The sequence below is a fragment of the Halorubrum sp. 2020YC2 genome (genome assembly GCF_018623055.1).
Lineage (GTDB): Archaea > Halobacteriota > Halobacteria > Halobacteriales > Haloferacaceae > Halorubrum.
In genome coordinates, this window is sequence record NZ_CP076019.1 from 1,764,597 (window position 1) to 1,787,442 (window position 22,846).

The following is a 22,846-nucleotide window of genomic DNA, read 5'->3' on the forward strand; positions in this document are numbered from 1 at the left end:
ACCAACACATGAGCACGGAAGAATCACAGGACGACTCGCCGGAGGAGGAGGAAGACCTCCAGTACTTCGTTCGGATCGGGGGCGCGGACCTCGACGGGACGAAGACGGTCGAGCGAAGCCTGTCCGAACTCGACGGCATCGGCACGCGCACGGCGCGGCTGGTCGCCGAGAAGGCCGACGTGGACCGAAACGCCACGTTCGGGCTCCTCGACGAGGATGACATCGACGCGGTGGTCGACATCGCGGAGAACCTCGAAGACCACGTCCCGTCGTGGATGACGAACCGACAGAACGACTTCTTCTCCGGAGAGACGACGCACCTCGTCGGCACGGACGTCAACGAGAAGCGCCGCCACGACATCAACCGGATGAAGATCATCGAATCGTACAAGGGCGTGCGCCACAAGCGCGGGCAGAAGGTCCGCGGGCAGCGCACCAAGTCCACGGGTCGCTCGGAGGGGACCATCGGGGTCAACGTCGAGGAGATCCGCGAGGAGATGGAAGACGACGAGGGCGGTGACGACGAATGAGCACCGGGAAAAACACCAAGGGCTACGAGACGCCGAACCACCCGTACCAGGGCGAGCGGATCGCCGAGGAGTCCGACCTCCTCTCGCGGTACGGTCTGAAGAATAAAGAGGAGTTCTGGCGCGCCCAGTCCGAACTGCGCAACATGCGTCGAGAGGCTCGACGGCTGCTCGGCGAGGCGCAGGGCGACGTCGACGCCGCCCAGGACGCCGGCGCGGAGTTCGTCGCGCGGCTCCGCCGCATCGGCATCCTCGGCGACAACGACGACATCTCGACGGTCCTGTCGCTCGACGTGACGGACCTGCTGGAGCGCCGGCTCCAGACGGTCGTCTACCGACAGGGCTTCGCCTCATCGACCCAGCAGGCCCGCCAGTTCATCGTCCACGGCCACATCACCGTCAACGGCGCTCGCGTCACGCGCCCGTCGGTGAAGGTGGACGTCGACGACGAGGGCGCCATCGCCTTCGACGAGACGAGCCCGCTCGCGGACGATCTCCACCCCGAGCGCGCGGAGTCACAGGAGTAAGCATACATGAGTGAATCCGAGGACGGAAAGTGGGGCATCGCCCACGTGTACGCGTCGTTCAACAACACGCTCATCACGGTCACCGACGAGACGGGCGCCGAGACGATCGCCAAGTCGTCCGGCGGCACCGTGGTGAAGCAGAACCGCGACGAGGCGTCGCCGTACGCCGCCATGCAGATGGCGGAGGTCGTCGCCGAGCGCGTCAAGGACGCCGGCTTGGAGGGCGTGCACGTTCGCGTGCGCGGTCCCGGCGGCAACCTCAACAAGTCCACCGGTCCCGGTGCGCAGGCGACGATCCGCGCGCTCTCACGCGCGGGCGTCGAGATCGGCCGGATCGAGGACGTCACGCCCATCCCGCACGACGGGACGAAGGCGCCGAAGAACAAGCGAGTCTGACATGACCGAAGACGAATTCGACGTCCAGTACGTCGAACGGGACGAACGCAGCGCGCGGGTGCTGATCCGCGGGCTCACGCCGGCGTTCGCCAACGGCATCCGCCGGGCGATGATCGCCGACGTCCCGACGTTCTCGATCGACACCGTTCGGTTCGTCGAGAACTCCTCGGTCATGTTCGACGAGATGATCGGACTGCGTCTGGGGCTCATCCCCCTGACGACGCCGCTCGACGACTTCGAGGTCGGCGACGAGGTCACCCTCGCGCTCGACGTCGAGGGACCGGCGACGGCCTACTCCGGCGACATCGAGAGCAGCGATCCGCTCGTCGAGGTCGCGGACGACAACGTCCCGATCATCGAACTGAAGGAGGGACAGCGGTTGGAGTTCGAGGCCGACGCGGTCCTCGACACCGGCAAGGAGCACGCCAAACACCAGGGCGGCGTCTCCGTCGGCTACCGCCACCTCCAGCGCGTCTCGGTCGAGGGCGACCGCGGCGAGTTCGACGACGACGAGCCGAACATCCTCCGCGGGGTCATCGAGACGCCGGACGGAGAGATCGAACTCACCGACGACTTCGACAACGACCTCTCGGAGCGGTTCCCCGGGAAGGAGGTCGCGGTCGAGGACGTGCCGGGCGCGTTCGTCTTCCACATCGAGACGGACGGCTCGTTCGACGTCGAGGAACTGCTGCTCCGCGCCATCGACTCCATCGAGGAGCGCGCGGACGAACTACAGACGAAAGTCGCAGTATAAGGAAATGACGGCCCTTCGAACCAACGCCCTGACCGTCGCCCCCGCCGCCAGCCGCGGCCCCGCCCCGACAGTCGGAGCGCCCGCGGCGGGTTCGGCGGACGGCGGGACCGAAAGTGGTTTGAAGGGAGCCGGAATACGATGGAGTGCACGCAGGGATAGCCAAGTCAGGCCAACGGCGCAGCGTTCAGGGCGCTGTCCTGTAGAGGTCCGCAGGTTCAAATCCTGCTCCCTGCACTCCGTTTTCCACGAACTCTCCGTTCAGGAGGGACAGCTATGAGTAGCAAGACGAACCCGAAACTACAGAACCTCATTGCCGATCTGAAGTCGGTCTCGCGCGACTCCGGTGCCAACGTGTGGCAGGATGTCGCTGACCGACTGGAGAAGCCACGGCGCACGCACGCTGAGGTCAACCTGGGCCGTATCGAACGATACGCGCAGGAAGACGAGACGGTCGTCGTCCCCGGCAAGGTGCTGGGCAGCGGTGTGCTCGAAACGAACGTCACCGTCGCCGCCGTCGACTTCTCCGGGACCGCCCGGACGAAGATCGACCAGGCCGGCGAAGCGGTGACGCTTGAACAGTACGTCGAACAGAACCCCGAAGGAAGCAACGTGCGGGTGATCCGATGAGCCTCGCGAAGATAGACGCGGACGTCGTCGTCGACGCCCGCGACTGTATCCTCGGTCGCGTCTCCTCTGAGGTCGCACAGCGCGCCCTCGCCGGGGAGACCGTCGCCGTCGTCAACGCCGAGCGCGCCGTCATCACCGGCAACGAGGAGGCGACGATGGAGACGTACCACAAGCGCGCGGAGCTCGGCTCGGACAGCGGGCCGTACTACCCCAAGCGCCCCGATCGAATCTTCAAGCGCGCCATCCGCGGCATGCTGCCGTACAAGTCGGAGGACGGCCGCGAGGCGTTCTCGAACGTGCGCGTGTACGTCGGGAACCCCTACGAGCGCGACGAGGACGTCGAGAGCGTCGTCCTCGACGGCACCTCGCTCGACCGCCTCTCGAACATCAAATTCACCACGCTCGGGTCGATCTCCGAGTCTCTGGGAGCCAACGTCACATGGTAACGAACACCTCAGGCAAGAAGAAGACGGCCGTCGCCCGCGCCACCGTGCGCGAGGGCGAGGGCCGCGTGCGCATCAACTCCCAGCCAGTCGAGCTGGTCGAACCGGAGCAGGCGCGGCTCAAGATGCTGGAGCCGTTCCGCATCGCGGGCGAGGAGCTCCGCGACGGCGTCGACATCGACATCGACGTCGAGGGCGGCGGCTTCAGCGGGCAGGCGGACGCGACGCGGACCGCCATCGCGCGCGGTCTCGTCCAGCACCTCGGTGACGCCGAGCTGCGGGACGCGTACATGAACTTCGACCGCACCCTGCTGGTCAACGACGTGCGCCAGTCCGAACCCAAGAAGTGGGGCGGACCCGGCGCGCGCGCTCGCTACCAGAAGTCCTACCGCTGAGGTGATCCAGTCATGATGATCCCCGTCCGGTGTTTCACGTGCGGCAACGTCGTGGGTGAACACTGGGAGGAGTTCAAAGAGCGGGCTCGCGAGGGCGACGAGGACCCCGGCGAGGTGCTTGACGACCTCGGGGTCGACCGGCACTGCTGCCGGCGCATGCTGGTGAGCCACCGCGACCTCGTCGACGTCGTCTCGCCGTACCAGTAAACCATGTCAGAACAGCGATACAACCGATACGAGAAGGCACGAATCCTCGGCGCGCGAGCGCTGCAGGTGTCCTACGGGGCGCCCGTGCTGATCGAGACGGACCAGACGGAGCCGATCCTCGTCGCCGCGGAGGAGTACGATGCGGGCGTGCTCCCGTTCACGGTCCGGAGGGACAACTAATGACCCGAATCACGAGCGTTTCGCTACGACGCGTGCTCGACTCGCGCGGAAACCCCACCGTTGAGGCCGACGTGCTCACCGAGTCCGGCGGCTTCGGCCGCGGCGCGGCCCCAAGCGGGGCCTCGACGGGCGAGTACGAGGCGATCGAACTGCCCGCCAGCGAGTCCATCGCGAAGGCCCGCGAACACGCGGTGCCGCGCCTCGAAGGCGTCTACGCGGGCGACCAGCGCGCGGTCGACAACGCCTTACGCGCCGCCGACGGGACGGACGACTTCTCCGCCATCGGCGCCAACAGCGCGGTCGCCATCTCGATGGCGGCGGCGAAGGCGGCCGCCGACGTGCTGGGCGCGCCGCTGTACCAGCACCTCGGCGGCGCGTTCCGCGGCGAGAACTTCCCCGTTCCGCTCGGCAACGTCGTCGGCGGCGGGGAGCACGCCAAGGAGGCGACCCACATCCAGGAGTTCCTCGCGGCGCCCGTGGGCGCGCCCAGCGTCTCGGAGGCCGTCTTCGCGAACGCCGCGGTCCACGCGGCGGTCGCGGACGTGCTCGACGAGCGCGGCGTGCCCGCGGCGAAGGGCGACGAGGGCGCGTGGGCGCCCCCCATCTCGGACGCGGACGCGTTCGAGGTCGTCGACGAGGCGGTCGACCGCGTCTCCGAGGAGGTCGGGTTCGAGATCCGCTTCGGCCTCGACATGGCGGCCGCGGAGCTGTACGACGACGACGCCGAGGCGTACGTGTACGGCGACGAGACGAAGTCGGCCGACGAACAGATCGAGTACGTCGCCGGGCTCGTCGACGAGTACGACCTCGCGTACGTCGAGGACCCGCTCGACGAGAACGACTACGAGGCGTTCGCGGAGCTGACCGACCGGGTGGGCGACCGGACGCTGATCTGCGGCGACGACCTGTTCGTCACCAACGTCGAGCGGCTCGAAGACGGAATCGACGCGGGCGCGGCCAACAGCATCCTGATCAAGCCGAACCAGATCGGGACGCTGTCGGACGCGTTCGACGCGGTCGAACTCGCCGCTCGCAACGGGTACGAGACTGTCATCTCCCACCGTTCGGGCGAGACCGAGGACACGACCATCGCACACCTCGCCGTGGCGACCGACGCCGGCTACATCAAGACCGGCACGGTCGGCGGCGAGCGAACGGCCAAGCTGAACGAACTGGTCCGCATCGCGGACGACGCGGTATGACGGACCGACACCACGCATGAGCGAAGACAACGACGCGGTCGAACTCGACGACGACGCGGAGACCGAGGCGGTCGACGCGGCGGTCGAGGAGGAGGCCGACACGACCGAGGAACCGACCGCTGACGCGGCTGCCGAAGGGGCGTCCGCCGACGCCGAATCAGGGGCATCCGCCGACGCCGAGACCGACGAGGCGGCCGCCGAGGCCGACGAGGAGGAGGACGCCTCCCCGTTCGACGACGACGTCATGCCGGACGACGACGTCGACCTGCTGATCCCCGTCGAGGACTACCTCTCCGCCGGTGTCCACATCGGGACCCAGCAGAAGACGAAGGACATGGAGCGGTTCATCCACCGCGTCCGCGACGACGGGCTGTACGTCCTCGACGTGAGCCTGACGGACCAGCGGATCCGCACGGCCGCGGACTTCCTCGCGAACTACAACCCCGAGCAGATCCTCGTCACGTCCTCGCGGCAGTACGGCCGGTTCCCGGCCGAGAAGTTCGCGGACGCCATCGGCGCCCGCGCCCGCACGGGACGGTTCATCCCGGGCACGCTGACGAACCCCGACTACGCAGGCTACATCGAGCCGGACGTCGTCGTGGTGACCGACCCGATCGGTGACGCGCAGGCTGTCAAGGAGGCCATCACCGTCGGCATCCCGGTGATCGCGATGTGCGACTCCAACAACCAGCTGTCGAACGTCGACCTCGTCATCCCGACGAACAACAAGGGTCGCCGCGCGCTGTCGGTCGTCTACTGGCTCCTCGCCAACGAGACGCTCGACCGCCGCGGCGCCGACACCGTGTTCGCCCTCGAGGACTTCGAGGACGAACTCTAAGGCGGTCGGTTTTCGAGTCTACTTTCGTTTCGTTCGTTCACGACCCGCGAGCTTCCGGCAAATCGCTCGGGAGCGCGGCGCGCTCAGACGATGTCCGGCGTGAAGGGGCACGAATAGACCTGCCCGTAGTTGGCCTTCACCGTGGCGACGAGGACCAGGATCAGGTCGACGACCGCGATGACCGGGAACAGCAGGAGCCCGATGAACACGAAGCTCAGGACGGCGGCGATCATGAGGGCGACGAAGACGACGATCTGGAAGTTCAGCGAGTTCTTGGCGTTCTGTTTGACGAGCTCGTCGTCGTCGTCCGCGAGGAGCAAGAACAGGATCGGGCCGAGGAACGACGCGAAGAGGGCCGACGCGTGCGACAGCGCCGCGAGCGTCGTGTCGCCCTCGACGCGCTCGGAGGATACTGATGACATGACGAAAGTGGGGTTTCGGAGCTAGCTGATAAGCTTTGGGAGAGAAACTCGGTTCGGTCCCGCGCCAGTCCGGCGTCAGCGCCGGTCAGTCGGCGGTCGACGGCCCCTCGTCGGCGGGCTCCGCCTCCGGCACGTCGTGCGTCCAGCGCGGCTCGATCTCCCGGTTCGCCACGACGACGCGGTCGCCGTTGTCCGCGTCGATCCGCGTCTTCCGAAGTTCGATGGCGGCGACGGTGCCGGTCATGCCCTTCGCCTCGACGCGGTAGCCGACGTTGAAGTCGGGGTCACGCAGGAGGTAGACGCCCGCCACGGTGTCTTCGATCATCTCGGAGAGCGCGTACGAGACCCCTAAGGCGATGAAGCCGACGGCGGTGCCTAAACTCGCCGCGATGTCGCCCATGCCGAGCACCTTCAGGAACGTGAGCGCGACGCCGAACCACAGGAAGATGGAGACGAGCGTGACGATGAGATCGCCCACCAGTTCGCGGTCGCCGACGTACATCCGCTCGATCGACGTGCGGACGAGCGAGAGGACGACCCGGACCGTCACGTACGCTAAGGCGAGGAAGACCAGCCCCGAGAGCAGCCGGGGAATCGCGACGGCGAGCCCCTCGACGAAGTCGGTGAGCGAACGGGTCAGAACCGACGGGATCGCGGTCATGACGCGCACGACGCCGGCCGCCGGTGAAAAGCTGACGGGGGCGAGGAGATCGCCGTTCCGTCGGGCCGTTCGCTCGCCCCGCCCACAAGCGCAACGCCTGTAAGCGCGGGGGGAGAGGGTATTCGTATGACCGTCTGCGAAGCGCCGGGGAAGGTGTACCTCTTCGGCGAACACGCCGTCGTCTACGGCGAACCCGCCGTGCCGGCGGCGATCGAGCGCCGGGCCGCGGTGACCGCCGAGCCGCGCGAGGACGACCACGTGCGCGTCGAGGCCGAGGACCTCTCCCTCGACGGGTTCACGGTCGAGTACTCGGGCGGCACCGGCGACCGACCCGACGTCGACGTGCCGACGCCGCTCGTCGAGGCCGCGATGGGCTACGTCGACGCGGCCGTCGAGCAGGCGCGGGAGGCGGCCGACGCGCCCGACGCCGGCTTCGACATCACCGTCGAGAGCGACATCCCGCTGGGGGCGGGGCTGGGGTCGTCGGCGGCCGTCGTCGTGGCCGGCATCGACGCCGCGACCCGCGCGCTGGGCGAGCCGCTCGACCGCCGGGAGCTGGCCGACCGCGCGTACCAAGCCGAGTTCGAGGTCCAAGACGGACAGGCCTCCAGAGCCGACACCTTCTGCTCGACGATGGGGGGCGCGGTCCGCGTCGAGGGCGACGACTGCGAGCTGATCGACGCCCCGAACCTCCCGTTCGTCGTCGGGTTCGACGGCGGCGCGGGGGACACGGGCGAACTGGTCGCCGGCGTCCGGGAGCTTCGCGAGGAGCACGGGTTCGCCGCGGACACCGTCGAGTCGATCGGTGACGTCGTCCGGACGGGCGAGGAGCTGCTGGCCGAGGCCCCGGCCGACGCGGACCCGGAGCCGGCGCTGCTCGCGGAACTGGGAGAGCTGATGGACTTCAACCACGGGCTGCTCGCGGCGCTCGGCGTCTCCGCCCGGTCGCTCGACGCGATGGTGTGGGCAGCACGCGACGCGGGCGCGCACGGCGCGAAGCTCACCGGCGCGGGCGGCGGCGGCTGTATCGTCGCGCTCGACGAGAGCGACGCCACGGAGACCGCGCTCTCGTTCACGCAGGGCTGCGAGGAGGCGTTCCGCGCCGAGCTTGCGACCGAGGGCGTCCGGGTGGTGGAGCCGTGACGGAGCGCGATCCGACGGGCGCGTCCGGGGAGGAGGCCGCAGCTTCCGGGGAGGACGTTCCCGACGGCGCCGCGCCCCCCGTCGTCCTCAAGCTCGGCGGGAGCCTGATCACGGAGAAGGACCGCCCCGAGACGCTCGACGACGCGGCGCTCGACGACGCCTGCGACGCGGTCGCGGACGCGCTCGCGGCCGGCGAGGTCGGCCGGCTCGTCGTCGTCCACGGCGGCGGGAGCTTCGGCCACCACCACGCCAGCGAGCACGGGGTGTCGACGACGGACGGAACGCGCGACGCCGACGCGGTGGCCGCGGTCCACGGGGCGATGAAGCGGCTGAACGCGCGCGTGTTAGGGCGGCTCCGCGAGCGCGGCGTGCCCGCGGTCCCGGTTCACCCGCTGTCGCTCGCGGCGCGGGCCGAGGGGACCGACGGCCCGCTCGACCTCCCGCTCGGGTCGACGGCGACGCTGCTGGGCGAGGGGTTCGTTCCGGTCCTCCACGGCGACGGGGTGGCGACCGCCGGCGACGGCGTCACCGTCGTCTCGGGCGACGAACTGGTCGTCGAACTCGCCGCCGGCCTGGGCGCGCGCCGCGTGGGCGTCTGCTCGACGGTCCCCGGGGTCTTCGACGGCGACGGCGACGTGATCGACGAAATCGACGACTTCGCGTCGGTCGCGGACGCGCTCGGCGCGAGCGACGTCACCGACGTCTCGGGCGGGATGGCCGCGAAGGTGCGGGAGCTGCTCGCGCTCGACGCGCCCGCGTACGTGTTCGGCGCGGGCGGTCTGGCGCCGTTCCTCCGCGGCGAGGACGCCGGGACCCGGATCGACTGAGCGGGTGGCCGCGGGCGCGTCGCGAACGGCGGCGCGCCCGGGTACAGAACCCTTATTCGACCCACGGCCCTCCCAGCGATTATGAACGAATCGGACGTGCGGGAGCGGCTCGCGGACGTGCGGGACCCGGACCTCGGCGGCGACATCGTCTCGCTCGGGCTGGTGAACGACGTCGAGGTCGACGAGGCTGCCGGGACCGTCAGCGTGTCGCTCGCGCTCGGCGCGCCCTTCTCGCCCAACGAGTCGGAGATCGCCGACGACGTGCGGGAGGCGCTCGCGGACACCGGTCTCGACGTGGAGCTGTCAGCCGCCATCCCGGACGACCTCTCGGCGGACGAGCAGGTGCTCCCGGGCGTCCAGAACGTGATCGCGGTCGCCTCTGGCAAGGGAGGCGTCGGGAAGTCGACCGTCGCGGTGAACCTCGCCGCCGGCCTCTCGGAGCTGGGCGCCCGCGTCGGCCTGTTCGACGCCGACGTGTACGGCCCGAACGTGCCGCGGATGGTGTCGGCCGAACAGCGGCCGGAGACCGACGGCGAGACGATCGTTCCCCCCGAGCGGTTCGGCGTGAAGCTGATGAGCATGGACTTCCTCACCGGCGAGGACGACCCCGTCATCTGGCGCGGCCCGATGGTCCACAAGATCATCACCCAGCTCGTCGAGGACGTGGAGTGGGGCGAACTCGACTACCTCGTAATGGACCTCCCGCCGGGCACCGGCGACACCCAGCTCACCATCCTCCAGACGCTCCCCTTGACGGGCGCCGTCATCGTCACGACGCCGCAGGACGTGGCGCTCGACGACGCGGTGAAGGGACTCCGCATGTTCGGCAAACACGACACGAACGTCCTCGGCATCGCGGAGAACATGGCCGGGTTCCGGTGTCCCGACTGCGGCGGGTTCCACGAGATATTCGGCTCCGGCGGCGGGAAGGCGCTCGCACAGGAGCACGACCTCCCGTTCCTCGGCGGGATCCCGCTCGACCCCTCCGTACGCACCGGCGGCGACGACGGCGAGCCGGTCGTCTTGGAGGACGGCGAGACCGCGGACGCGTTCAAGGTGATAGTCGAGAACGTCGCGAACAACGCCGGCGTCGTCCGCCGCCGCGGGGTGAGCGACGGGCGATGACCGACGCGTCGGAAGGCGACGGCGGGAGAACCGAGGGCCGGAGTGAGTCAGACGGAACGGCGAGCGGCGACGACAGCGAGGACCCTCTCGCGGCCGCGGGCGTCGACCCGGTCGTGCCGGACGAGGCGTCTGACGCGGAGTTCCCCGCGGACGCGGAGGTGCGAGAGTTCCTCCGAGACGTGGCCGAGGACGTTCGGGGGGACAGTTCGGAGAGCAAGCAGCTCTCGGCGGTCCTCTACCGCGTCTCGGACCTGTACGACGAGACGGAGGAGACGTCGCCGGAGGAGATATACCTCAACGTCCGGCACATCATGCGGATCAAAGCCGAGGGCGGGCTGCGCCGCTGAGTCGACCGAACGCGGAATCTCTTCCTTCAATCGTCCGACTCGGTCGCTGCGGCGGGGTCGATCGCGTGCCCGTCCAACGGGGTCGCGTCGTCGACGACGCCCGCGAGGCCGAGCCGATCGAGGGTGTCCGGCGTCGGAAGGCCGCGGTCCCCCCAGCCGCGCGCCGCGTAGTACCGGTCGAGCAGGCGGTCGAACGCGTCGGCGTCGACGCCCGGCGTCCCGTCGGCCGCGGCCGAGCGGAGCGGCTCGGGGAGCGCGTCGTCCGCGCGGTCGAACCCCTCGCGGGCGTTGAACAGCCGGGTGAGCGTCCAGATCCGCTCGCCCGTCGTCGCGAGCGCCGCGACGGGGTCCCGCGAGTCGTCCGGGGAGTCGCCGCGGTCGACGTTGACGTCGGCGTCGCGGTCGACATCGGCACCGCGGTCGATGTCGTCCACGGCCGGATGGTCGACCGCCGCGAGCCACTCCGCGCCGAGGTCGGTCCAGACGGCCTCGCCCACGAAGTCGTCGACGACGAGGCTCCACAGCACGGACCGGGCGTTCTGCTCACCGACCACGTCGCGCACCCGGTCGACGGGCGAGCGGTCCGGGCTGGCGAGGGGTTCGCGGTCCTGCGGCCGCGCGCGTCGGTGGCAGGCCCCGCGGTCGCTCGTGGCGTACGCGAGCGCGACGCCGACCGCCGCGCGCGGGTCGAAGCCGGGCAGCGCCATCGACTTCACCGTGGGCACGAGTTCCGCGCCGCCGAACCGGGCGACCGCGGCGTCGATCCCGTCCGCGAGCGCGTCCGGCAGGTCGGGGTGGACGTCGAGGTCGGCGGGGGCCTCGCGCGCCGCGATCGCCTCCAGCAGGCGCTCGGCGCCGTCGGCGTCACCGAACGCGACCGGGCAGTCGACGACGCCTGCCTCCCCGGCGCGGACCGCCCACGCGACCGCGTTGCCCGCGCCGATCACGTCGAGGCCGAGGCGGTCGCAGACCCCGCAGAGCTCGACGACGCGGTCGAAGTCGTCGACGCCGAGCCCGGCCCCGAGCGTGATCGGCGCCGCGCCGCGCGGGACCACCTCCCCCTCCGAGGTGTCGATCCGGAAGCCGTCGGAGCGGGCCGGGTCCGTCTCTCCGGGGTCGCCGTCCGCGGTCTCTCCGGCGTCGCCGTCCGCGGTCTCCCCCCGGTCACCGTCCGCCGCCTCGTCGTCAACTCCCTCACGCCCCGTCGCGCGCGCTAACGCGGCCTCGACGCCGATGTCGTCGGTGCCGTCGAAGCCGGTCCCCGTCCACCCCTCCGCCGCGAGGATCCCGACCTCGTTCGCGTAGTCGACCGTCTCGACCGTGCCGCCGGCTGCCTGCCACTCGCCGGTCGAATCCCGCCTGTAGGCCGCGGCATCGCGGTCGCGGAGGGCCGCGAGGTCGTCCGGGACCGTCGGCGCCGGGTCGCGGGCGACGACGGCCTTCAGCCCCTTCGCGCCCATCACCGCGCCGGCGCCGCCGCGCCCCGCGTGGTGGTCGCCGCCGTCGCTCGCTATCGTCGCGTACGCCGCCTCGCGCTCGCCGGCCGGGCCGACGCAGGCGACCCCGGCGTCCGGGAACCGCGCCGCGGTCTCGGCGGCGTCGGCGCCCCACGTGTCGCTCGGTTCGATCCGGGCGCGGCCGCCCTCGACCTCGATCCGGACCGGTCGGTCGGCGGCGCCGGTCACGAGCAGCCCGAGGCAGTCGTCGAGCGACCCCGCCAGCCGGTCGGCGAAGGCGCCGCCGGCGTACGAGTCGAGGAAGCCGCCGGTGAGCGGCGACTTCGTCACCGCGGCGTAGCGCGTCTCGCCCGGGAGGGAGCCCGCGAGCGGGCCGACGAGGAACGCGAGGAGGTTCGCCGGGCCGGTCGGGTCCGTCCCGGGCGACAGCTCCTCGTAGAGGTAGCGCGCCCCGAGCCCCTTCCCGCCGACGTAGTCGCGCTGCCAACCGCGCGGGACGCGCTCGCGGGCGGTCTCGCCCGTCGAGAGGTCGACGCGGAGGACGCGGGTGCGACTCCGAGCCATTCAACTGACGTGCGCGGCGGAGACGTATCAATCTGTTCGGCACCGAGATCGGGTCGCCCGGCTGACGGTCCCGGCCCCCGCCGAGTGACCGCCAGAGTGACGCCGTCCGCGGTCGAACGACCGGACATGGACCTGACGACCGCGCTCGACGCCCGCGACGCGACCGTCTGCGTCGTCGGCGCCGGCGGCAAGAAGTCGACGCTGTTCGCGCTCGCCGACCAACTCGCCCGGTCGGTCGTGACCGCGAGCGTCCGGATACCGATCTTCGACGACCGGGTCGCCGCGGTGCGCGTGACCGAGGACCCGGTGACCGCGCTCGACGAGGCGGGCGACGGCGACTGGCCGCTCGGGCTGGTCCCTGAGCGCGAGCGGTCGGACCGGTACCTCGGGTACGACGCGGACACCGTGGCCGATATCTCCGACGCGGCGCCCGGCGCGACGCTCGTGAAGGCGGACGGGGCGCGCCTCCGGGAGTTCAAGGCGCCGGGCGACCACGAGCCGCAGATCCCGCCGAACGCGGACGTCGTCGTTCCGATCGTGAGCGCGCACGTCGTCGGGGAGCCGCTCACCGAGGACCTCGTCCACCGGCCGGAGGAGGTCGCCGCGATCACGGGCCGGGAGGTCGGGTCGGAGATCCGCCCCGTCGACGTCGCGACCGTCCTCGCCAGCCCCGCGGGCGGGCTGAAGGGCGTCCCGAGCGGCGCGACCGCCATCCCGGTCGTGAACAAGGTCGACGACGAGGCGGACGCCGCCGCGGCCCGGGCGGTCGCGAGGGAGATCCGCTTCCGCGCGAACGTGCCGCGCGTCCTCCTCACGCGCCTGATCGCGGACGACCCGGTCGTCGAGGTCGTCGAATAACGCTACGAAGAGTCGCCCGGAAGCTCCGCGAACGAGCGCCACAGCGCCCGGTACAGCGTCCACGCGTCGACGCCGGTCCGGTCGGTCACGGTCCGACAGGCGTCGTCGAACCGACGGTAGTCGGCGGGCGACGGCGGGTCCGGGTAGTCGCCGTCGAGTTCGCCGGCCGCGACCAAGACTGTCCAGGTCCGGCGGTCGATCGCGACGAACCGCGACGGCGCGAGGAACTGACAGAAGCCGGACGCGACCGCGACGTCGACCCCGTCGAGCGCGGTGAGCGCGTCGAGGGCGGCGGTGACGTCCGCCTCCTCGGCGTCGGCCCCCTCGCTCTCCCCGGCGCCCACCGCCTCGACGGCGGCCTCGATGGCGGCTATCACGTCGTCGAACCCGTTGTCGCGGAACGACTCCTCGCGCTCGCGCCGCTCGCGGTCCGGGTACTCCCCGAGGTACCGCCGGAAGTACCACCGGACGATCCACTGGGCGTCCCGGCGGCCGTACTCGTCGCCGGCGAACGTCTGCGGGACGGTCTCGACGTGCTGGCGCTCCACGTCGTACAGCGGTTCCGACTCCGCGTACGCCCGCGCCCGGTCCCGGACGGTCGACTCGCTCAGGTCCATCGCCTCGCGGTACGGCGGTGGGACGGATGAACGTTCGTCTCGATCGTCCCGATCGATCGTTTCATACTGTCGTGGCGGGTGATAGCACACATGACAGACGACCGGATCCCGGTCACCGTCCTCAGCGGCTACCTCGGCGCCGGGAAGACGACGTTGGTGAACCACCTGCTCGCGAACCCGGGCGACAGGCGGATCGCGGTCATCCTGAACGACATGGGCGAGGTGAACGTCGACGCGGAGCTCGTCGCCCGCGAGAACGACGAGGAGGGCGTCGTCGACCTCTCGAACGGCTGTATCTGCTGTCGGCTCCAGGACGACCTCCTCTCGGAGGCGGCGTCGCTCGCGGCGTCCCGGGAGTTCGACTACCTGCTCGTCGAGTCGTCGGGCATCTCCGAGCCGGTCCCGATCGCGCGGGCGTTCACCGAGGGGACCGAGGACAGCGACGTCAACCCGACGGAGCGCTTCCGGCTCGACACATTGGTGACCGTCCTCGACACCTACGGGTTCTGGAAGGAGTTCGACGCGGGCGAGGACATCCCGGGCGACGGGGAGCCGGCGGCCGACCGCCCCCTCGCGGACGTGCTCGTCGAGGGGATCGAGTTCTGCGACGTGCTCGTGATGAACAAGACGGACATGGTCCCGGACGGCGTGCTCGACGAGATCGAGTCGGTCGCGGACCGGCTCGGCCCGCGGGCGAAGCGGATCCGGACGAGCTACTCCGAGGTCGACCCCGGCGACGTGCTCGACACCGGCCGGTTCGACTTCGAGACGGCCAAGCGGTCGCCGGGGTGGAAGCGGGCGATAGCCGAGAGCGAGGGCGACGAGGGGGGGACGGCCACGCGCACGACCACGACCACGCCGAGGGGGCCGCCGCGGCCCACGGCGTCGACTCGTTCGTCTACCGCTCGGCCGAGGCGCTCGACCCGGAGCCGTTCGCGGCGTGGCTCGACGACTGGGACGGGGCGATCGTGCGGGCGAAGGGCGTGGCGAACGTCGCGGGCACCGACGAGGTCATCGGCGTGAGTCAGGCCGGCCCCTCGGTACAGGCGGGGTCAATCGGCGAGTGGGACCCGGACGACGACCGCCGGACGCGGCTCGTGTTCATCGGCAGCGAGATGGACGAGGCGAAGGTTCGCGGCGAACTCGACGATCTGGCGACCGGGAGCGGGGAGACGGCGGCCGTCGAGGAGGCGGCGGCCGACGCCTTCCCGCTTTGAGGCCGGCGGGTCAGATCCCGAGTTCAGCCTGTAGATCGTCCCAGTCCTCGTGGAACCCGTGGGTGGACTCGGTCTCGGCGCCGACCGCCGACTGGTAGACGTCGTCGTACTTCAGCAGCTGGCCCCACTCGTCGTGGAACGCCCAGTTACAGTACTTACACATACGGGTCACCACGCGGGGGATCGACATACCGGTTTCGGCGGGCGCGATGAGGTGAGAGCCCCGCGGCGGCCGACAGAGTGAACCGAGTCCGTGCTGTACGGTACCTATCGACGCGGGTCGGCCGCGGCGGGAACCCCATGGTCACATACAGACGCGGCGGACACGTTCACGGCGACGACGAGGCGGTCGAGCGCACCTGCGACCACTGCGAGTGGCACTGCGTGGCCGACGGGTATCCGGAGCTCGTCTCGCGGTACCAGTCGCACCTCCGCGCGGAACACCCGAAGGCGTGGCTCAGGGTCTGACGCACGCTGCGCGCCGCAAAAAGCCGGAACGGCCGCGTGGCGATTCCTCGGCGGGTCAGGGCTCCAGCAGGACCTTCGTGACGCCCTCCTCGCGGGCGTCGAACGCCTCGTACATCTCGGGGGCCTCCTCTAAGTCCACGCGGTGCGAGACGACCCACGTCGGGTCGGCGCGCCCCTCGATGATCATGTCGCGCAGGTACCGGTTGTACTCCTTGACGTTGCACTGGCCGGTCCCGCACTTGAGTCCCTTCTCGAAGAACTTCCCGAAGTCGATGCCGAGCCGCCCCTGTGCGGCCATGTCGTCGGGCGCGCCGGGGTCCTCGGGGACGTAGAGGCCGGGAATTCCGAGTTCGCCGGTCGGTCGGACCACGCGGATGAGGTTGTTGATCACGACCGCCGGGTTCTCCTTGGCCGGCTGGTAGGAGTAGTCCTCGGTCTCGGTGTCGACGTCGTCGGGGTCGGTCGCCTGGTAGCCGACCGCGTCGACGCCCTTGTCGACCATCCCGCCGTGCTCCTCGATGATCTGGTCGACCGGGTCGCCCTCGGAGAAGTCGATCGGGTGGGCGTCGCAGTGCTCCTCGGCCAGTTCGAGCCGGCTCGGCACCTGGTCGACGACGTAGATCTCGGCGGCGCCTTTGATCTTCGCGCTGTAGGCGGCCATCAGCCCGACCGGCCCCGCGCCGAAGATGGCGACCGACTCGCCCGGCTGGAGGTTCGCCAGTTCGGTGCCGTGCCAGCCCGTCGGGAAGATGTCCGCGAGCAGCGAGAACGCGTCCTCGTGTTCCCGGCCCTCCGGCAGCTTCAGCGCGTTGTGGTCGGCGTACGGGACGCGCAGTTTCTCGGCCTGTCCGCCCGGATACGGGCCCATGGCGACGTAGCCGTACGCGCCGCCCGCGAAGCCGGGGTTGACGTTGGTACAGAAGCCGGTGTACCCCTCCTCGCAGTTCTGACAGAAGCCGCAGGAGACGTTGAAGGGCATGACCACGCGGTCGCCCTCCTCCAGCGTCGAGACCGCCTCGCCGACCTCGCTGACGATCCCCATGTTCTCGTGGCCGAAGACGATCCCCTCCTCGGCCGCGGTCCGCCCTTCGTACATGTGGAGGTCGGAGCCGCAGATACACGAGGTCGTGATGTCGACGACGACGTCGTTCGGGTGTTCTATCTCCGGTTCGTCCACGTCCTCGACGGCCACGTCGTACGGGCCTTGATAGACAACTGCTCTCATGTTGATTCCGATTGTAAGGAGTTACCAAACCGTAGTAAATGTTTTTCCATTATATTTACGTTTAATAACACTTATCAGCAACATGTTAACGGTACGGGATCGTGAAAACGTCGCTCGGACGAGGGGAGTAGATACCCGAAAGTTGCGTTTAGCGGCTTCGAAACGCCCGGTATCGGATAACAGACGGATCCGCGAGGGTCACCGATACACTCATTGACTGCGACGATAGATCATGTGGTATGAGCACACAGAGGGGCGGTGAGACCGATGTCCAGTGAGCCGGACGACGCGACGAAGACGATCTGCCCGTACTGCGGCGTCGGCTGCGGGATCCGCGTCCTCGAGGGGGACGAGCCCGGCGAGATGCGCTTCATGCCGTGGGGCGACGCGCCGGTGAACGAGGGGAGCGTCTGCATCAAGGGCGGCGCGGCGACGCAGGTCGTCGACCACGAGGACCGGCTGACGGAGCCGCTGATCAAGGAGGACGGCGAGTTCCGCGAGGCGACCTGGGGAGAGGCGCTCGACCGCGTCGTCGACGAGATGGAGTCGATCCGCGAGGAGCACGGTCCGGACGGGATGGGCTTTTTCGGCTCCTCGAAGACGTTCAACGAAGAGAACTACCTCATCCAGAAGCTCGCGCGGCGGTACGGCACCAACCAGGTCGACAACTGTACGCGGATGTGTCACGCCTCCACCGTCTGGGCGCTCCGGACCAGCCTCGGGATGGGCGCGATGACGAACAGCATGGCCGACCTAGAGGACTCCGCGGACGTGCTGTGGATCCAGGGCGCGAACCCGGGCGAGCAGCACCCGATCGCCAACAGCCAGTACTTCCGGCAGGCCGTCTTGGAGGGCGCGACCGTCATCCAGGTCGACCCGCACGCGAACAAGACCACCCGGTCGTTCGAGATAGACGACACCGACCGGCACATGCACCTCCAGCTGAAGCCCGGCACCGATATTCCCCTGCTTAACATCGTCCTCAAGACGATACTGGAGCGCCACGAGGAGGAGCCGGACGCGGGCTGGATCGACGAGGCGTTCGTCGCGGAGCGCACGAAGGGTATCGACCACCTGAAAGAGACCCTCGCGGACTTCGACGTGGAGGCGGCCGCCGAGGAGTGCGGCGTCCCGCTGGAGGACATCGAACTCGCCGCCGAGAAGTACGCGATGGCGAACGACGCGGCCATCTTCACCGGAATGGGGATGAGCCAGCACACCTGCGGGGTCGACAACGTCCAAAACGAGATCAACCTCGCGCTGATCACGGGGAACCTCGGTCGCCCGGGTACCGGCGTCAACCCCCTGCGCGGGCAGAACAACGTCCAGGGCACCTGCGACGTGGGCGCGATGCCGAACGTCCTCCCGGGGTACCAGCTCGTCGACGACGACGAGGCCCGCGAGTCCGTCGAGGACGTGTGGGGCTTCGATATCCCCTCGGAGCCGGGGCTGACGAACGTCGAGATATCCCACGCGATCGGCGACACCGTCCACGGGCTCTACGTCATGGGCGAGAACCCGATCATGAGCGAGCCGGACGGCAACCGGACCGAGGAGCGGTTCCGCGAGGACCTCGATTTCATGGTGGTCCAAGACATCTTCATGACCGAGACCGCCGAGCTGGCGGACGTGGTCCTCCCCGCGACGACGTGGGCCGAACGCGACGGCACCGTCACCAACACCGACCGCCGCGTCCAGCGAATGCGCGGCGTCCACAAGGTCCACGAGAACACGCGTCACGACCTCGACATCCTCTGTGAGGTGGGGACGCGGCTGTTCGGCGGTGACGAGTTCGCGTTCGACGGTCCCGAGGACGTGTTCGAGGAGCTGCGCGAGGTCTGCCCGATCATGCACGGGATGACCTACGACGCGCTCGGGGAGACGGGGCTGCACTGGCCCTGCTACGAGGAGGGCGACGAGGGTGACCCGTTCCTCTACGAGGATGAGTTCGAGACCGAGGACGGTCTCGGCCGCATCGAGGGCGTCGTCCATCAGGAGCCGAAGGAGGTCCCCGACGATGAGTACCCGCTCGTGTTGACCACGGCGCGGCTCGAAGAGCACTACAACACCGGGACGATGAGCCGCCGGTCGCCCACGCTCTCGAAGCAGCACCCCGAGAACTTCGTCGACGTTCACCCGAACGACGCCGAGCGGTACGGCATCGAGGACGGCGAGGACGTGGTGTTGAAGTCCAGACGCGGCGAGATCACCGTCCGCGCCGACGTGACCGAGGACATCAAGGAGGGCGTCGTCTGGACCACGCCGCACTTCGCGGCCGCCTCCGCGAACCGCCTCACCAACGACGTGCTCGACGAGCGCGCCAAGATCCCCGAGTACAAGGCCGCCTCCGCCGAGATCGAGGTCGACATCGAGACTGCGGGCGACGACGCGGCGTCCGCCGACGACTGATCGGCGGCGGTCGCTATCTTTCTTCGAGGAGAGAATCCCGCCGTTTACGGCGGGAGTGAATCCGACAAGCCCTCTACAGACCACGTTCTGACGCTGATGCGGATATTTATGTAGCGTCACGTCGGAGCATGACGTACACCGAGGCGGTTTCACCGCCACCTAAATACACAATATCGGGACTCCGAGAATCAGAACGTTCGAGACACCCTCTCGAACCGCTGTGGTGTCTCGGTCAAGATAACTCCGAGTCCCCCCTGCCGGGGGATAGGAGTAACGGCGGTGTGGCCCCGTCCTCAGAAATCGAAGATTTCTGATGGGCTGCACGAGAACAGCGTTCTCGTGAACGCCATCGGCTCGTCATGCCGACGAGTCGTCAACCAGCAAATATCCCAACTCAGCGGTGCGGTACCGTGGGAAGCCTCGTCGTTTACGACGGGGAGGAGGTCACACGGTTTCTTCCAGTGTCGTCTCGTCGCCGTGCCGGACGGCGACGCGGTTCGGGACACTCGCCTCGGTGAACGCGACGGCGACCGAGTACGGGTGCTCCTGTGCCACGTCCGGGCAGGCCTCCCCTTCCCACTCCGGGTCGTTTCTGGTCTCGACGCGGAGCGTCAGCGTTCCCTCGTCAAGCGCGGCGTCGATCAGGGCGGGCCGGTAACACTCCCGCGCGCCCTCGAGGATCCGCCCCGCGACGACTAGTCCGGGCGGATCCGCGTCGAGGTCGCCGCGTAGCTCGGCGGCGTCGACGGGACCGTGATCGGGACCCGGTCGGTCGCCGTCGTACTCTCGCCGGAACGTCACCTCGGCGCCGTCGATCGCCGTCGGGTCGTCGGTCCGCGACGGAGTCGGACAGCCAGCGAGCGAGGCGGTCGAGAGAGCGGCCACGGACGCGAGGAGGGCTCTGCGGCGCATGTCGCGAGCCACGCGGAGCGCCGTGAAGTGTCTTCTGTGGCCGGCCGGGGAGCGCCGCGGATCAGTCGTCGCCGGGCGCGGCCTCGCCGTCGCCGTCCGCACCGAACTCGAACTCGGTGGTCTCGGTGTCCGCCTCCGGCGGTTCGTCGGGAGCGTCCCCGGTCTCGACGCCTCCGAGGTCGACGGCGTCCGCCTCGGCGGCGGCCTCCTCGCGCGCCTCGAACTCGTCCGCGAGCGTCCGGAGGTCGTCGGCGCGCGACGACAGCGACTCCGCGCTCGCGGAGATCTGTCCAATCGCCGCGGTCTGCTCCTCGGCGGCGGCGGAGACGTTCTGCGCCTCGCTCGCGGTCTCGACGCTCACCTCCGCGACCTCGTCGATCATCGAGACGGCCTCCTGAGTCGACTCGGCCTGCTGGTCGGTAGCGTCGTTGATCGACTGGACTCCCGCGTTGGCGTCCTCGACGTCCTCGACGATCGATTCGAGCGTCGCGACGGTCTCCTCGACGACCGCTCGGCCGGCCTCGACGTCGTCCTCCATCGAGAACAGGCCGTCCGCGACCGACTCGGTGGACCCCTCGACGCCGGCGATCAGCTCCTCGACCTCGGTGGTCGCCTCGGCCGTCTCCTCCGCCAAGTCCTTCACCTCGCGGGCGACGACGGCGAACCCCTCCCCGGCCTCGCCCGCGCGGGCCGCCTCGATGGAGGCGTTGAGCGCGAGGATGTTCGTCTGCTCCGCGATGTCGTCGATCAGCTCGACCACCTCGCCGATGCGCTCGACCTCGTCGCGCAGGTCGCGCATCTCGTCGACGGTCTGGCCGACCTCGTCGTCGATCCGGTCCATGCGGTCGATCGCCTCGCCGGCCTCCTCGCGGCCCGCCTCGCCCGCTTCGGCGGTCGCGGCCGACCGCTCCGCGAGCTCGTCCGTGGAGGAGGCTATCTCCTCGACGGTGGCCGAGAGGTCGTCCAGCTCGGCGGCCGCGGTCGCGAGCGTCTCCTCCTGTCGCTCCGTGCCGACCGATATCTCCTCGACGCTCTCCGCGACGTCGACGCTCGTCGACTCGACCTCCGCGGCGGCGGAGGTCACCTCGTCGCTCTGTTCCCCGACCGTCTCGGCGGCGTCCTGGATCGCGACGACGAGCGCCTCCAGCCGGTCGAGCGTCTCGTTGAGCGACTCCGCGATGGCGGTCATCGCCTCGCTCTCGCTCTCCGGGTCGAGCCGGCGGGTGAGGTCCCCCTCCGCGACGGCGTCGATGTCGGTCTCGTACTCGTCGGCCTTCGCCTCTAAGTGCTCGGAGAGCGACTCCGCCTCCTCGCGCGCCGCGGCGGCCTCGTCGGCGGACGCCTCGACCGCCTCGATCTGCTCGCGCATCGTCTCGCGGATGCGGTCGAACAGCGCCGAGAGCTGGCCGAACTCGTCGGCGCGCTCGTGCTCGATGTCGATGTCCAACTCGCCGGCTTCGATCGCCTCGGCGTACTCCCGGAGGTCGTCGACGGACCCGTTCACGTCGCGGACGACGAACGCGCCCACCGCGAGCAGGCCGACGACCGAGATGGCGATCAAAAGCAGCACGGTCCGGGTCACGTCACCGACGGTGCCGTACACCGCGTCTTCCGGGGCCGCGACGACGACCGCCCAGGACTTCCCCTCGATGGGCGCGGTCGCCGTGGCGACCGCCGACCCGTTCACGACGGTCTGTTCGTCGTCGGTGACGTCGACCGCGACCGGCTCGCTGACGTCGGTTCTCAGGTGCGACAGCTCCTCGATCAGGAAGTAGTCGTCCAGGATAACGTCGCTGTCCGACGCCAGCGCGACCTGCCCGGTGCCGGTGGAGACGACCTGCATGTCGCCGCCGTCGACGGGGGCGGTCAGGAGCGAGCCCCGCTCCGACAGGTCGACGGTGATCACGACCGCGCGGTCGGAGACGCCGTTGATCGGGCTGACGAAGCCCAGTCGGTTCTCGCCGTCCGCCTTGTACGGCTCGAACGAGCGGACCTCGTCCGGACCGGCGAACGCCGCCGGTCCGACCGCCCACGGTCGCTCGTCCTCGGAGAACGTCGTTCCCTCGGCCATCGGAGAGGTGCTCACGGTGACCTCGTTCGACACGGTGTCGTAGTAGTGAACGTCGACCACGTACTCCGGGAGCATGTCGGCGTTCCGCCGAAGCTCGTCGCGGATCCGCCCCTCGCTGGACGACTGGACGCCGGACGACGACGAGACGCGGAGCGCGTACCCGTTCATGTCGTCGATGAACCCGTCGATCCCCTCGGCCTCTCGTTCGGCGGCGCTCAGCATCGTCTCTTGGGCGTCCGACTCGACGCTCCCCTGAACCTGATCGACGGCGAGCGCGCCGGTGCCGAGCAGCACGGCGGACACGACGATGACCGCGGTCGCGATTTTGAACAGATAGCGACTACGAAGTCGATCGGAGAGACGTCGAAAGACGTTGCGTCGGTCGTCAGCGGGCATGATTCGCTCTTCACATAGCCGTTAATAAACG

General features: G+C 69.5%; 26 protein-coding genes, 1 tRNA gene and 1 pseudogene. 20 read left to right on the forward strand and 8 right to left on the reverse strand.

Annotated elements, in window-relative coordinates:
• Nucleotides 1–8 precede the first annotated feature (8 nt).
• The 12 genes from KI388_RS08710 to rpsB all read left to right on the forward strand — a co-directional run bounded on the left by KI388_RS08710 (nt 9) and on the right by rpsB (nt 6,096).
• Nucleotides 9–530 (forward strand): 30S ribosomal protein S13, encoded by a 522-nt coding sequence (locus KI388_RS08710; protein WP_215086275.1) that lies wholly within the window; start codon nt 9–11, stop codon nt 528–530.
• The gene (locus KI388_RS08715; RefSeq protein WP_215086276.1) at nt 527–1,054 is read left to right on the forward strand and encodes a 30S ribosomal protein S4; all 528 of its coding nucleotides are present in this window, start codon (nt 527–529) and stop codon (nt 1,052–1,054) included. Before KI388_RS08710 ends, KI388_RS08715 begins: the two co-directional genes overlap by 4 nt.
• Before the next feature lie 6 nt (nt 1,055–1,060).
• A complete protein-coding gene (locus KI388_RS08720) occupies nt 1,061–1,450 on the forward strand; it encodes a 30S ribosomal protein S11 (protein ID WP_004046448.1) in 390 nt (129 codons plus the stop codon).
• 1 nt (nt 1,451) lies between these two features.
• Nucleotides 1,452–2,204 (forward strand): DNA-directed RNA polymerase subunit D, encoded by a 753-nt coding sequence (locus tag KI388_RS08725; RefSeq protein WP_215086277.1) that lies wholly within the window; start codon nt 1,452–1,454, stop codon nt 2,202–2,204.
• 149 nt (nt 2,205–2,353) lie between these two features.
• Nucleotides 2,354–2,438 (forward strand) — tRNA-Leu (locus KI388_RS08730).
• 39 nt (nt 2,439–2,477) lie between these two features.
• The gene (locus tag KI388_RS08735; protein ID WP_004595256.1) at nt 2,478–2,831 is read left to right on the forward strand and encodes a 50S ribosomal protein L18e; all 354 of its coding nucleotides are present in this window, start codon (nt 2,478–2,480) and stop codon (nt 2,829–2,831) included.
• Complete coding sequence (locus KI388_RS08740) at nt 2,828–3,277, forward strand: 50S ribosomal protein L13 (RefSeq protein ID WP_006628060.1); 450 nt, start codon at nt 2,828–2,830, stop codon at nt 3,275–3,277. Before KI388_RS08735 ends, KI388_RS08740 begins: the two co-directional genes overlap by 4 nt.
• Entirely contained in the window at nt 3,271–3,669 is a 399-nt protein-coding gene (locus tag KI388_RS08745; protein ID WP_004595258.1) for a 30S ribosomal protein S9, read from the forward strand. Before KI388_RS08740 ends, KI388_RS08745 begins: the two co-directional genes overlap by 7 nt.
• Nucleotides 3,670–3,681: 12 nt before the next feature.
• Nucleotides 3,682–3,876: a DNA-directed RNA polymerase subunit N gene (locus KI388_RS08750; RefSeq protein ID WP_006628058.1), complete on the forward strand. Its 195-nt coding sequence runs from the start codon at nt 3,682–3,684 to the stop codon at nt 3,874–3,876.
• Nucleotides 3,877–3,879: 3 nt separating this feature from the next.
• Nucleotides 3,880–4,056 (forward strand): DNA-directed RNA polymerase subunit K, encoded by a 177-nt coding sequence (locus tag KI388_RS08755; RefSeq protein ID WP_215086278.1) that lies wholly within the window; start codon nt 3,880–3,882, stop codon nt 4,054–4,056.
• Nucleotides 4,056–5,258, forward strand: a complete 1,203-nt coding sequence (gene eno / locus KI388_RS08760) for a phosphopyruvate hydratase (RefSeq protein ID WP_215086279.1) — start codon at nt 4,056–4,058, stop codon at nt 5,256–5,258. The genes KI388_RS08755 and eno overlap by 1 nt, the downstream gene beginning before the upstream one ends.
• 16 nt (nt 5,259–5,274) lie before the next feature.
• The gene (gene rpsB / locus KI388_RS08765; RefSeq protein WP_215086280.1) at nt 5,275–6,096 is read left to right on the forward strand and encodes a 30S ribosomal protein S2; all 822 of its coding nucleotides are present in this window, start codon (nt 5,275–5,277) and stop codon (nt 6,094–6,096) included.
• A gap of 83 nt (nt 6,097–6,179) precedes the next feature.
• Here rpsB and KI388_RS08770 read toward each other — a convergent pair whose 3' ends face one another.
• The gene (locus KI388_RS08770) at nt 6,180–6,518 is read right to left on the reverse strand and encodes a DUF4870 domain-containing protein (protein WP_215086281.1); all 339 of its coding nucleotides are present in this window, start codon (nt 6,516–6,518) and stop codon (nt 6,180–6,182) included.
• A gap of 85 nt (nt 6,519–6,603) precedes the next feature.
• The gene (locus tag KI388_RS08775) at nt 6,604–7,179 is read right to left on the reverse strand and encodes a mechanosensitive ion channel domain-containing protein (protein WP_215086282.1); all 576 of its coding nucleotides are present in this window, start codon (nt 7,177–7,179) and stop codon (nt 6,604–6,606) included.
• 126 nt (nt 7,180–7,305) lie between these two features.
• On the opposite strand from KI388_RS08775, the gene mvk reads away from it, so the two are divergent.
• The 4 genes from mvk to KI388_RS08795 all read left to right on the forward strand — a co-directional run bounded on the left by mvk (nt 7,306) and on the right by KI388_RS08795 (nt 10,621).
• Entirely contained in the window at nt 7,306–8,322 is a 1,017-nt protein-coding gene (mvk, locus tag KI388_RS08780) for a mevalonate kinase (protein ID WP_215086283.1), read from the forward strand.
• A 104-nt stretch (nt 8,323–8,426) separates the two neighbouring features.
• Complete coding sequence (locus tag KI388_RS08785; RefSeq protein WP_251133260.1) at nt 8,427–9,149, forward strand: isopentenyl phosphate kinase; 723 nt, start codon at nt 8,427–8,429, stop codon at nt 9,147–9,149.
• A gap of 81 nt (nt 9,150–9,230) precedes the next feature.
• Nucleotides 9,231–10,274 (forward strand): Mrp/NBP35 family ATP-binding protein, encoded by a 1,044-nt coding sequence (locus KI388_RS08790; RefSeq protein WP_215086285.1) that lies wholly within the window; start codon nt 9,231–9,233, stop codon nt 10,272–10,274.
• Complete coding sequence (locus KI388_RS08795; RefSeq protein ID WP_215086286.1) at nt 10,271–10,621, forward strand: hypothetical protein; 351 nt, start codon at nt 10,271–10,273, stop codon at nt 10,619–10,621. The genes KI388_RS08790 and KI388_RS08795 overlap by 4 nt, the downstream gene beginning before the upstream one ends.
• 26 nt (nt 10,622–10,647) lie before the next feature.
• Here the strand turns inward: KI388_RS08795 and KI388_RS08800 are convergent, their stop codons facing one another.
• Nucleotides 10,648–12,642, reverse strand: coding sequence for an aldehyde ferredoxin oxidoreductase C-terminal domain-containing protein (locus tag KI388_RS08800; protein WP_215086287.1), 1,995 nt, complete (start codon nt 12,640–12,642; stop codon nt 10,648–10,650).
• A 126-nt stretch (nt 12,643–12,768) separates the two neighbouring features.
• Between KI388_RS08800 and yqeC the strand changes: the two genes are divergently transcribed.
• The gene (yqeC, locus tag KI388_RS08805) at nt 12,769–13,500 is read left to right on the forward strand and encodes a selenium cofactor biosynthesis protein YqeC (RefSeq protein ID WP_215086288.1); all 732 of its coding nucleotides are present in this window, start codon (nt 12,769–12,771) and stop codon (nt 13,498–13,500) included.
• A gap of 2 nt (nt 13,501–13,502) precedes the next feature.
• Here yqeC and KI388_RS08810 read toward each other — a convergent pair whose 3' ends face one another.
• Nucleotides 13,503–14,117, reverse strand: coding sequence for a hypothetical protein (locus KI388_RS08810; RefSeq protein WP_215086289.1), 615 nt, complete (start codon nt 14,115–14,117; stop codon nt 13,503–13,505).
• 90 nt (nt 14,118–14,207) lie between these two features.
• Between KI388_RS08810 and KI388_RS08815 the strand changes: the two are divergent.
• Nucleotides 14,208–15,334 (forward strand): annotated as a pseudogene (locus KI388_RS08815) (GTP-binding protein).
• 10 nt (nt 15,335–15,344) lie between these two features.
• On the opposite strand, the gene KI388_RS08820 reads toward KI388_RS08815, so the two are convergent.
• The gene (locus KI388_RS08820; RefSeq protein WP_203229782.1) at nt 15,345–15,497 is read right to left on the reverse strand and encodes a hypothetical protein; all 153 of its coding nucleotides are present in this window, start codon (nt 15,495–15,497) and stop codon (nt 15,345–15,347) included.
• Nucleotides 15,498–15,634: 137 nt separating this feature from the next.
• On the opposite strand from KI388_RS08820, the gene KI388_RS08825 reads away from it, so the two are divergent.
• Nucleotides 15,635–15,802: a hypothetical protein gene (locus KI388_RS08825; protein ID WP_215086290.1), complete on the forward strand. Its 168-nt coding sequence runs from the start codon at nt 15,635–15,637 to the stop codon at nt 15,800–15,802.
• A 55-nt stretch (nt 15,803–15,857) separates the two neighbouring features.
• Here the strand turns inward: KI388_RS08825 and KI388_RS08830 are convergent, their stop codons facing one another.
• Nucleotides 15,858–17,027: a glutathione-independent formaldehyde dehydrogenase gene (locus tag KI388_RS08830; RefSeq protein ID WP_215086291.1), complete on the reverse strand. Its 1,170-nt coding sequence runs from the start codon at nt 17,025–17,027 to the stop codon at nt 15,858–15,860.
• Between the two features lie 267 nt (nt 17,028–17,294).
• On the opposite strand from KI388_RS08830, the gene fdhF reads away from it, so the two are divergent.
• The gene (fdhF, locus tag KI388_RS08835; RefSeq protein WP_215086292.1) at nt 17,295–19,436 is read left to right on the forward strand and encodes a formate dehydrogenase subunit alpha; all 2,142 of its coding nucleotides are present in this window, start codon (nt 17,295–17,297) and stop codon (nt 19,434–19,436) included.
• A gap of 444 nt (nt 19,437–19,880) precedes the next feature.
• Here fdhF and KI388_RS08840 read toward each other — a convergent pair whose 3' ends face one another.
• Nucleotides 19,881–20,348, reverse strand: a complete 468-nt coding sequence (locus tag KI388_RS08840; RefSeq protein WP_215086293.1) for a hypothetical protein — start codon at nt 20,346–20,348, stop codon at nt 19,881–19,883.
• 61 nt (nt 20,349–20,409) lie between these two features.
• A complete protein-coding gene (locus KI388_RS08845; protein WP_215086294.1) occupies nt 20,410–22,815 on the reverse strand; it encodes a methyl-accepting chemotaxis protein in 2,406 nt (801 codons plus the stop codon).
• Nucleotides 22,816–22,846 lie beyond the last annotated feature (31 nt).

Bases quoted from the DNA above. Each gene is read 5' to 3' on its own strand.
- KI388_RS08710 (WP_215086275.1), top strand. From the start codon at position 9: ATGAGCACGGAAGAATCACAGGACGACTCGCCGGAGGAGGAGGAAGAC.
- KI388_RS08715 (WP_215086276.1), top strand. From the start codon at position 527: ATGAGCACCGGGAAAAACACCAAGGGCTACGAGACGCCGAACCACCCG.
- KI388_RS08720 (WP_004046448.1), top strand. From the start codon at position 1,061: ATGAGTGAATCCGAGGACGGAAAGTGGGGCATCGCCCACGTGTACGCG.
- KI388_RS08725 (WP_215086277.1), top strand. From the start codon at position 1,452: ATGACCGAAGACGAATTCGACGTCCAGTACGTCGAACGGGACGAACGC.
- KI388_RS08735 (WP_004595256.1), top strand. From the start codon at position 2,478: ATGAGTAGCAAGACGAACCCGAAACTACAGAACCTCATTGCCGATCTG.
- KI388_RS08740 (WP_006628060.1), top strand. From the start codon at position 2,828: ATGAGCCTCGCGAAGATAGACGCGGACGTCGTCGTCGACGCCCGCGAC.
- KI388_RS08745 (WP_004595258.1), top strand. From the start codon at position 3,271: ATGGTAACGAACACCTCAGGCAAGAAGAAGACGGCCGTCGCCCGCGCC.
- KI388_RS08750 (WP_006628058.1), top strand. From the start codon at position 3,682: ATGATGATCCCCGTCCGGTGTTTCACGTGCGGCAACGTCGTGGGTGAA.
- KI388_RS08755 (WP_215086278.1), top strand. From the start codon at position 3,880: ATGTCAGAACAGCGATACAACCGATACGAGAAGGCACGAATCCTCGGC.
- eno (WP_215086279.1), top strand. From the start codon at position 4,056: ATGACCCGAATCACGAGCGTTTCGCTACGACGCGTGCTCGACTCGCGC.
- rpsB (WP_215086280.1), top strand. From the start codon at position 5,275: ATGAGCGAAGACAACGACGCGGTCGAACTCGACGACGACGCGGAGACC.
- KI388_RS08770 (WP_215086281.1), bottom strand. From the start codon at position 6,518: ATGTCATCAGTATCCTCCGAGCGCGTCGAGGGCGACACGACGCTCGCG.
- KI388_RS08775 (WP_215086282.1), bottom strand. From the start codon at position 7,179: ATGACCGCGATCCCGTCGGTTCTGACCCGTTCGCTCACCGACTTCGTC.
- mvk (WP_215086283.1), top strand. From the start codon at position 7,306: ATGACCGTCTGCGAAGCGCCGGGGAAGGTGTACCTCTTCGGCGAACAC.
- KI388_RS08790 (WP_215086285.1), top strand. From the start codon at position 9,231: ATGAACGAATCGGACGTGCGGGAGCGGCTCGCGGACGTGCGGGACCCG.
- KI388_RS08795 (WP_215086286.1), top strand. From the start codon at position 10,271: ATGACCGACGCGTCGGAAGGCGACGGCGGGAGAACCGAGGGCCGGAGT.
- KI388_RS08800 (WP_215086287.1), bottom strand. From the start codon at position 12,642: ATGGCTCGGAGTCGCACCCGCGTCCTCCGCGTCGACCTCTCGACGGGC.
- yqeC (WP_215086288.1), top strand. From the start codon at position 12,769: ATGGACCTGACGACCGCGCTCGACGCCCGCGACGCGACCGTCTGCGTC.
- KI388_RS08810 (WP_215086289.1), bottom strand. From the start codon at position 14,117: ATGGACCTGAGCGAGTCGACCGTCCGGGACCGGGCGCGGGCGTACGCG.
- KI388_RS08820 (WP_203229782.1), bottom strand. From the start codon at position 15,497: ATGTGTAAGTACTGTAACTGGGCGTTCCACGACGAGTGGGGCCAGCTG.
- KI388_RS08825 (WP_215086290.1), top strand. From the start codon at position 15,635: ATGGTCACATACAGACGCGGCGGACACGTTCACGGCGACGACGAGGCG.
- KI388_RS08830 (WP_215086291.1), bottom strand. From the start codon at position 17,027: ATGAGAGCAGTTGTCTATCAAGGCCCGTACGACGTGGCCGTCGAGGAC.
- fdhF (WP_215086292.1), top strand. From the start codon at position 17,295: ATGTCCAGTGAGCCGGACGACGCGACGAAGACGATCTGCCCGTACTGC.
- KI388_RS08840 (WP_215086293.1), bottom strand. From the start codon at position 20,348: ATGCGCCGCAGAGCCCTCCTCGCGTCCGTGGCCGCTCTCTCGACCGCC.
- KI388_RS08845 (WP_215086294.1), bottom strand. From the start codon at position 22,815: ATGCCCGCTGACGACCGACGCAACGTCTTTCGACGTCTCTCCGATCGA.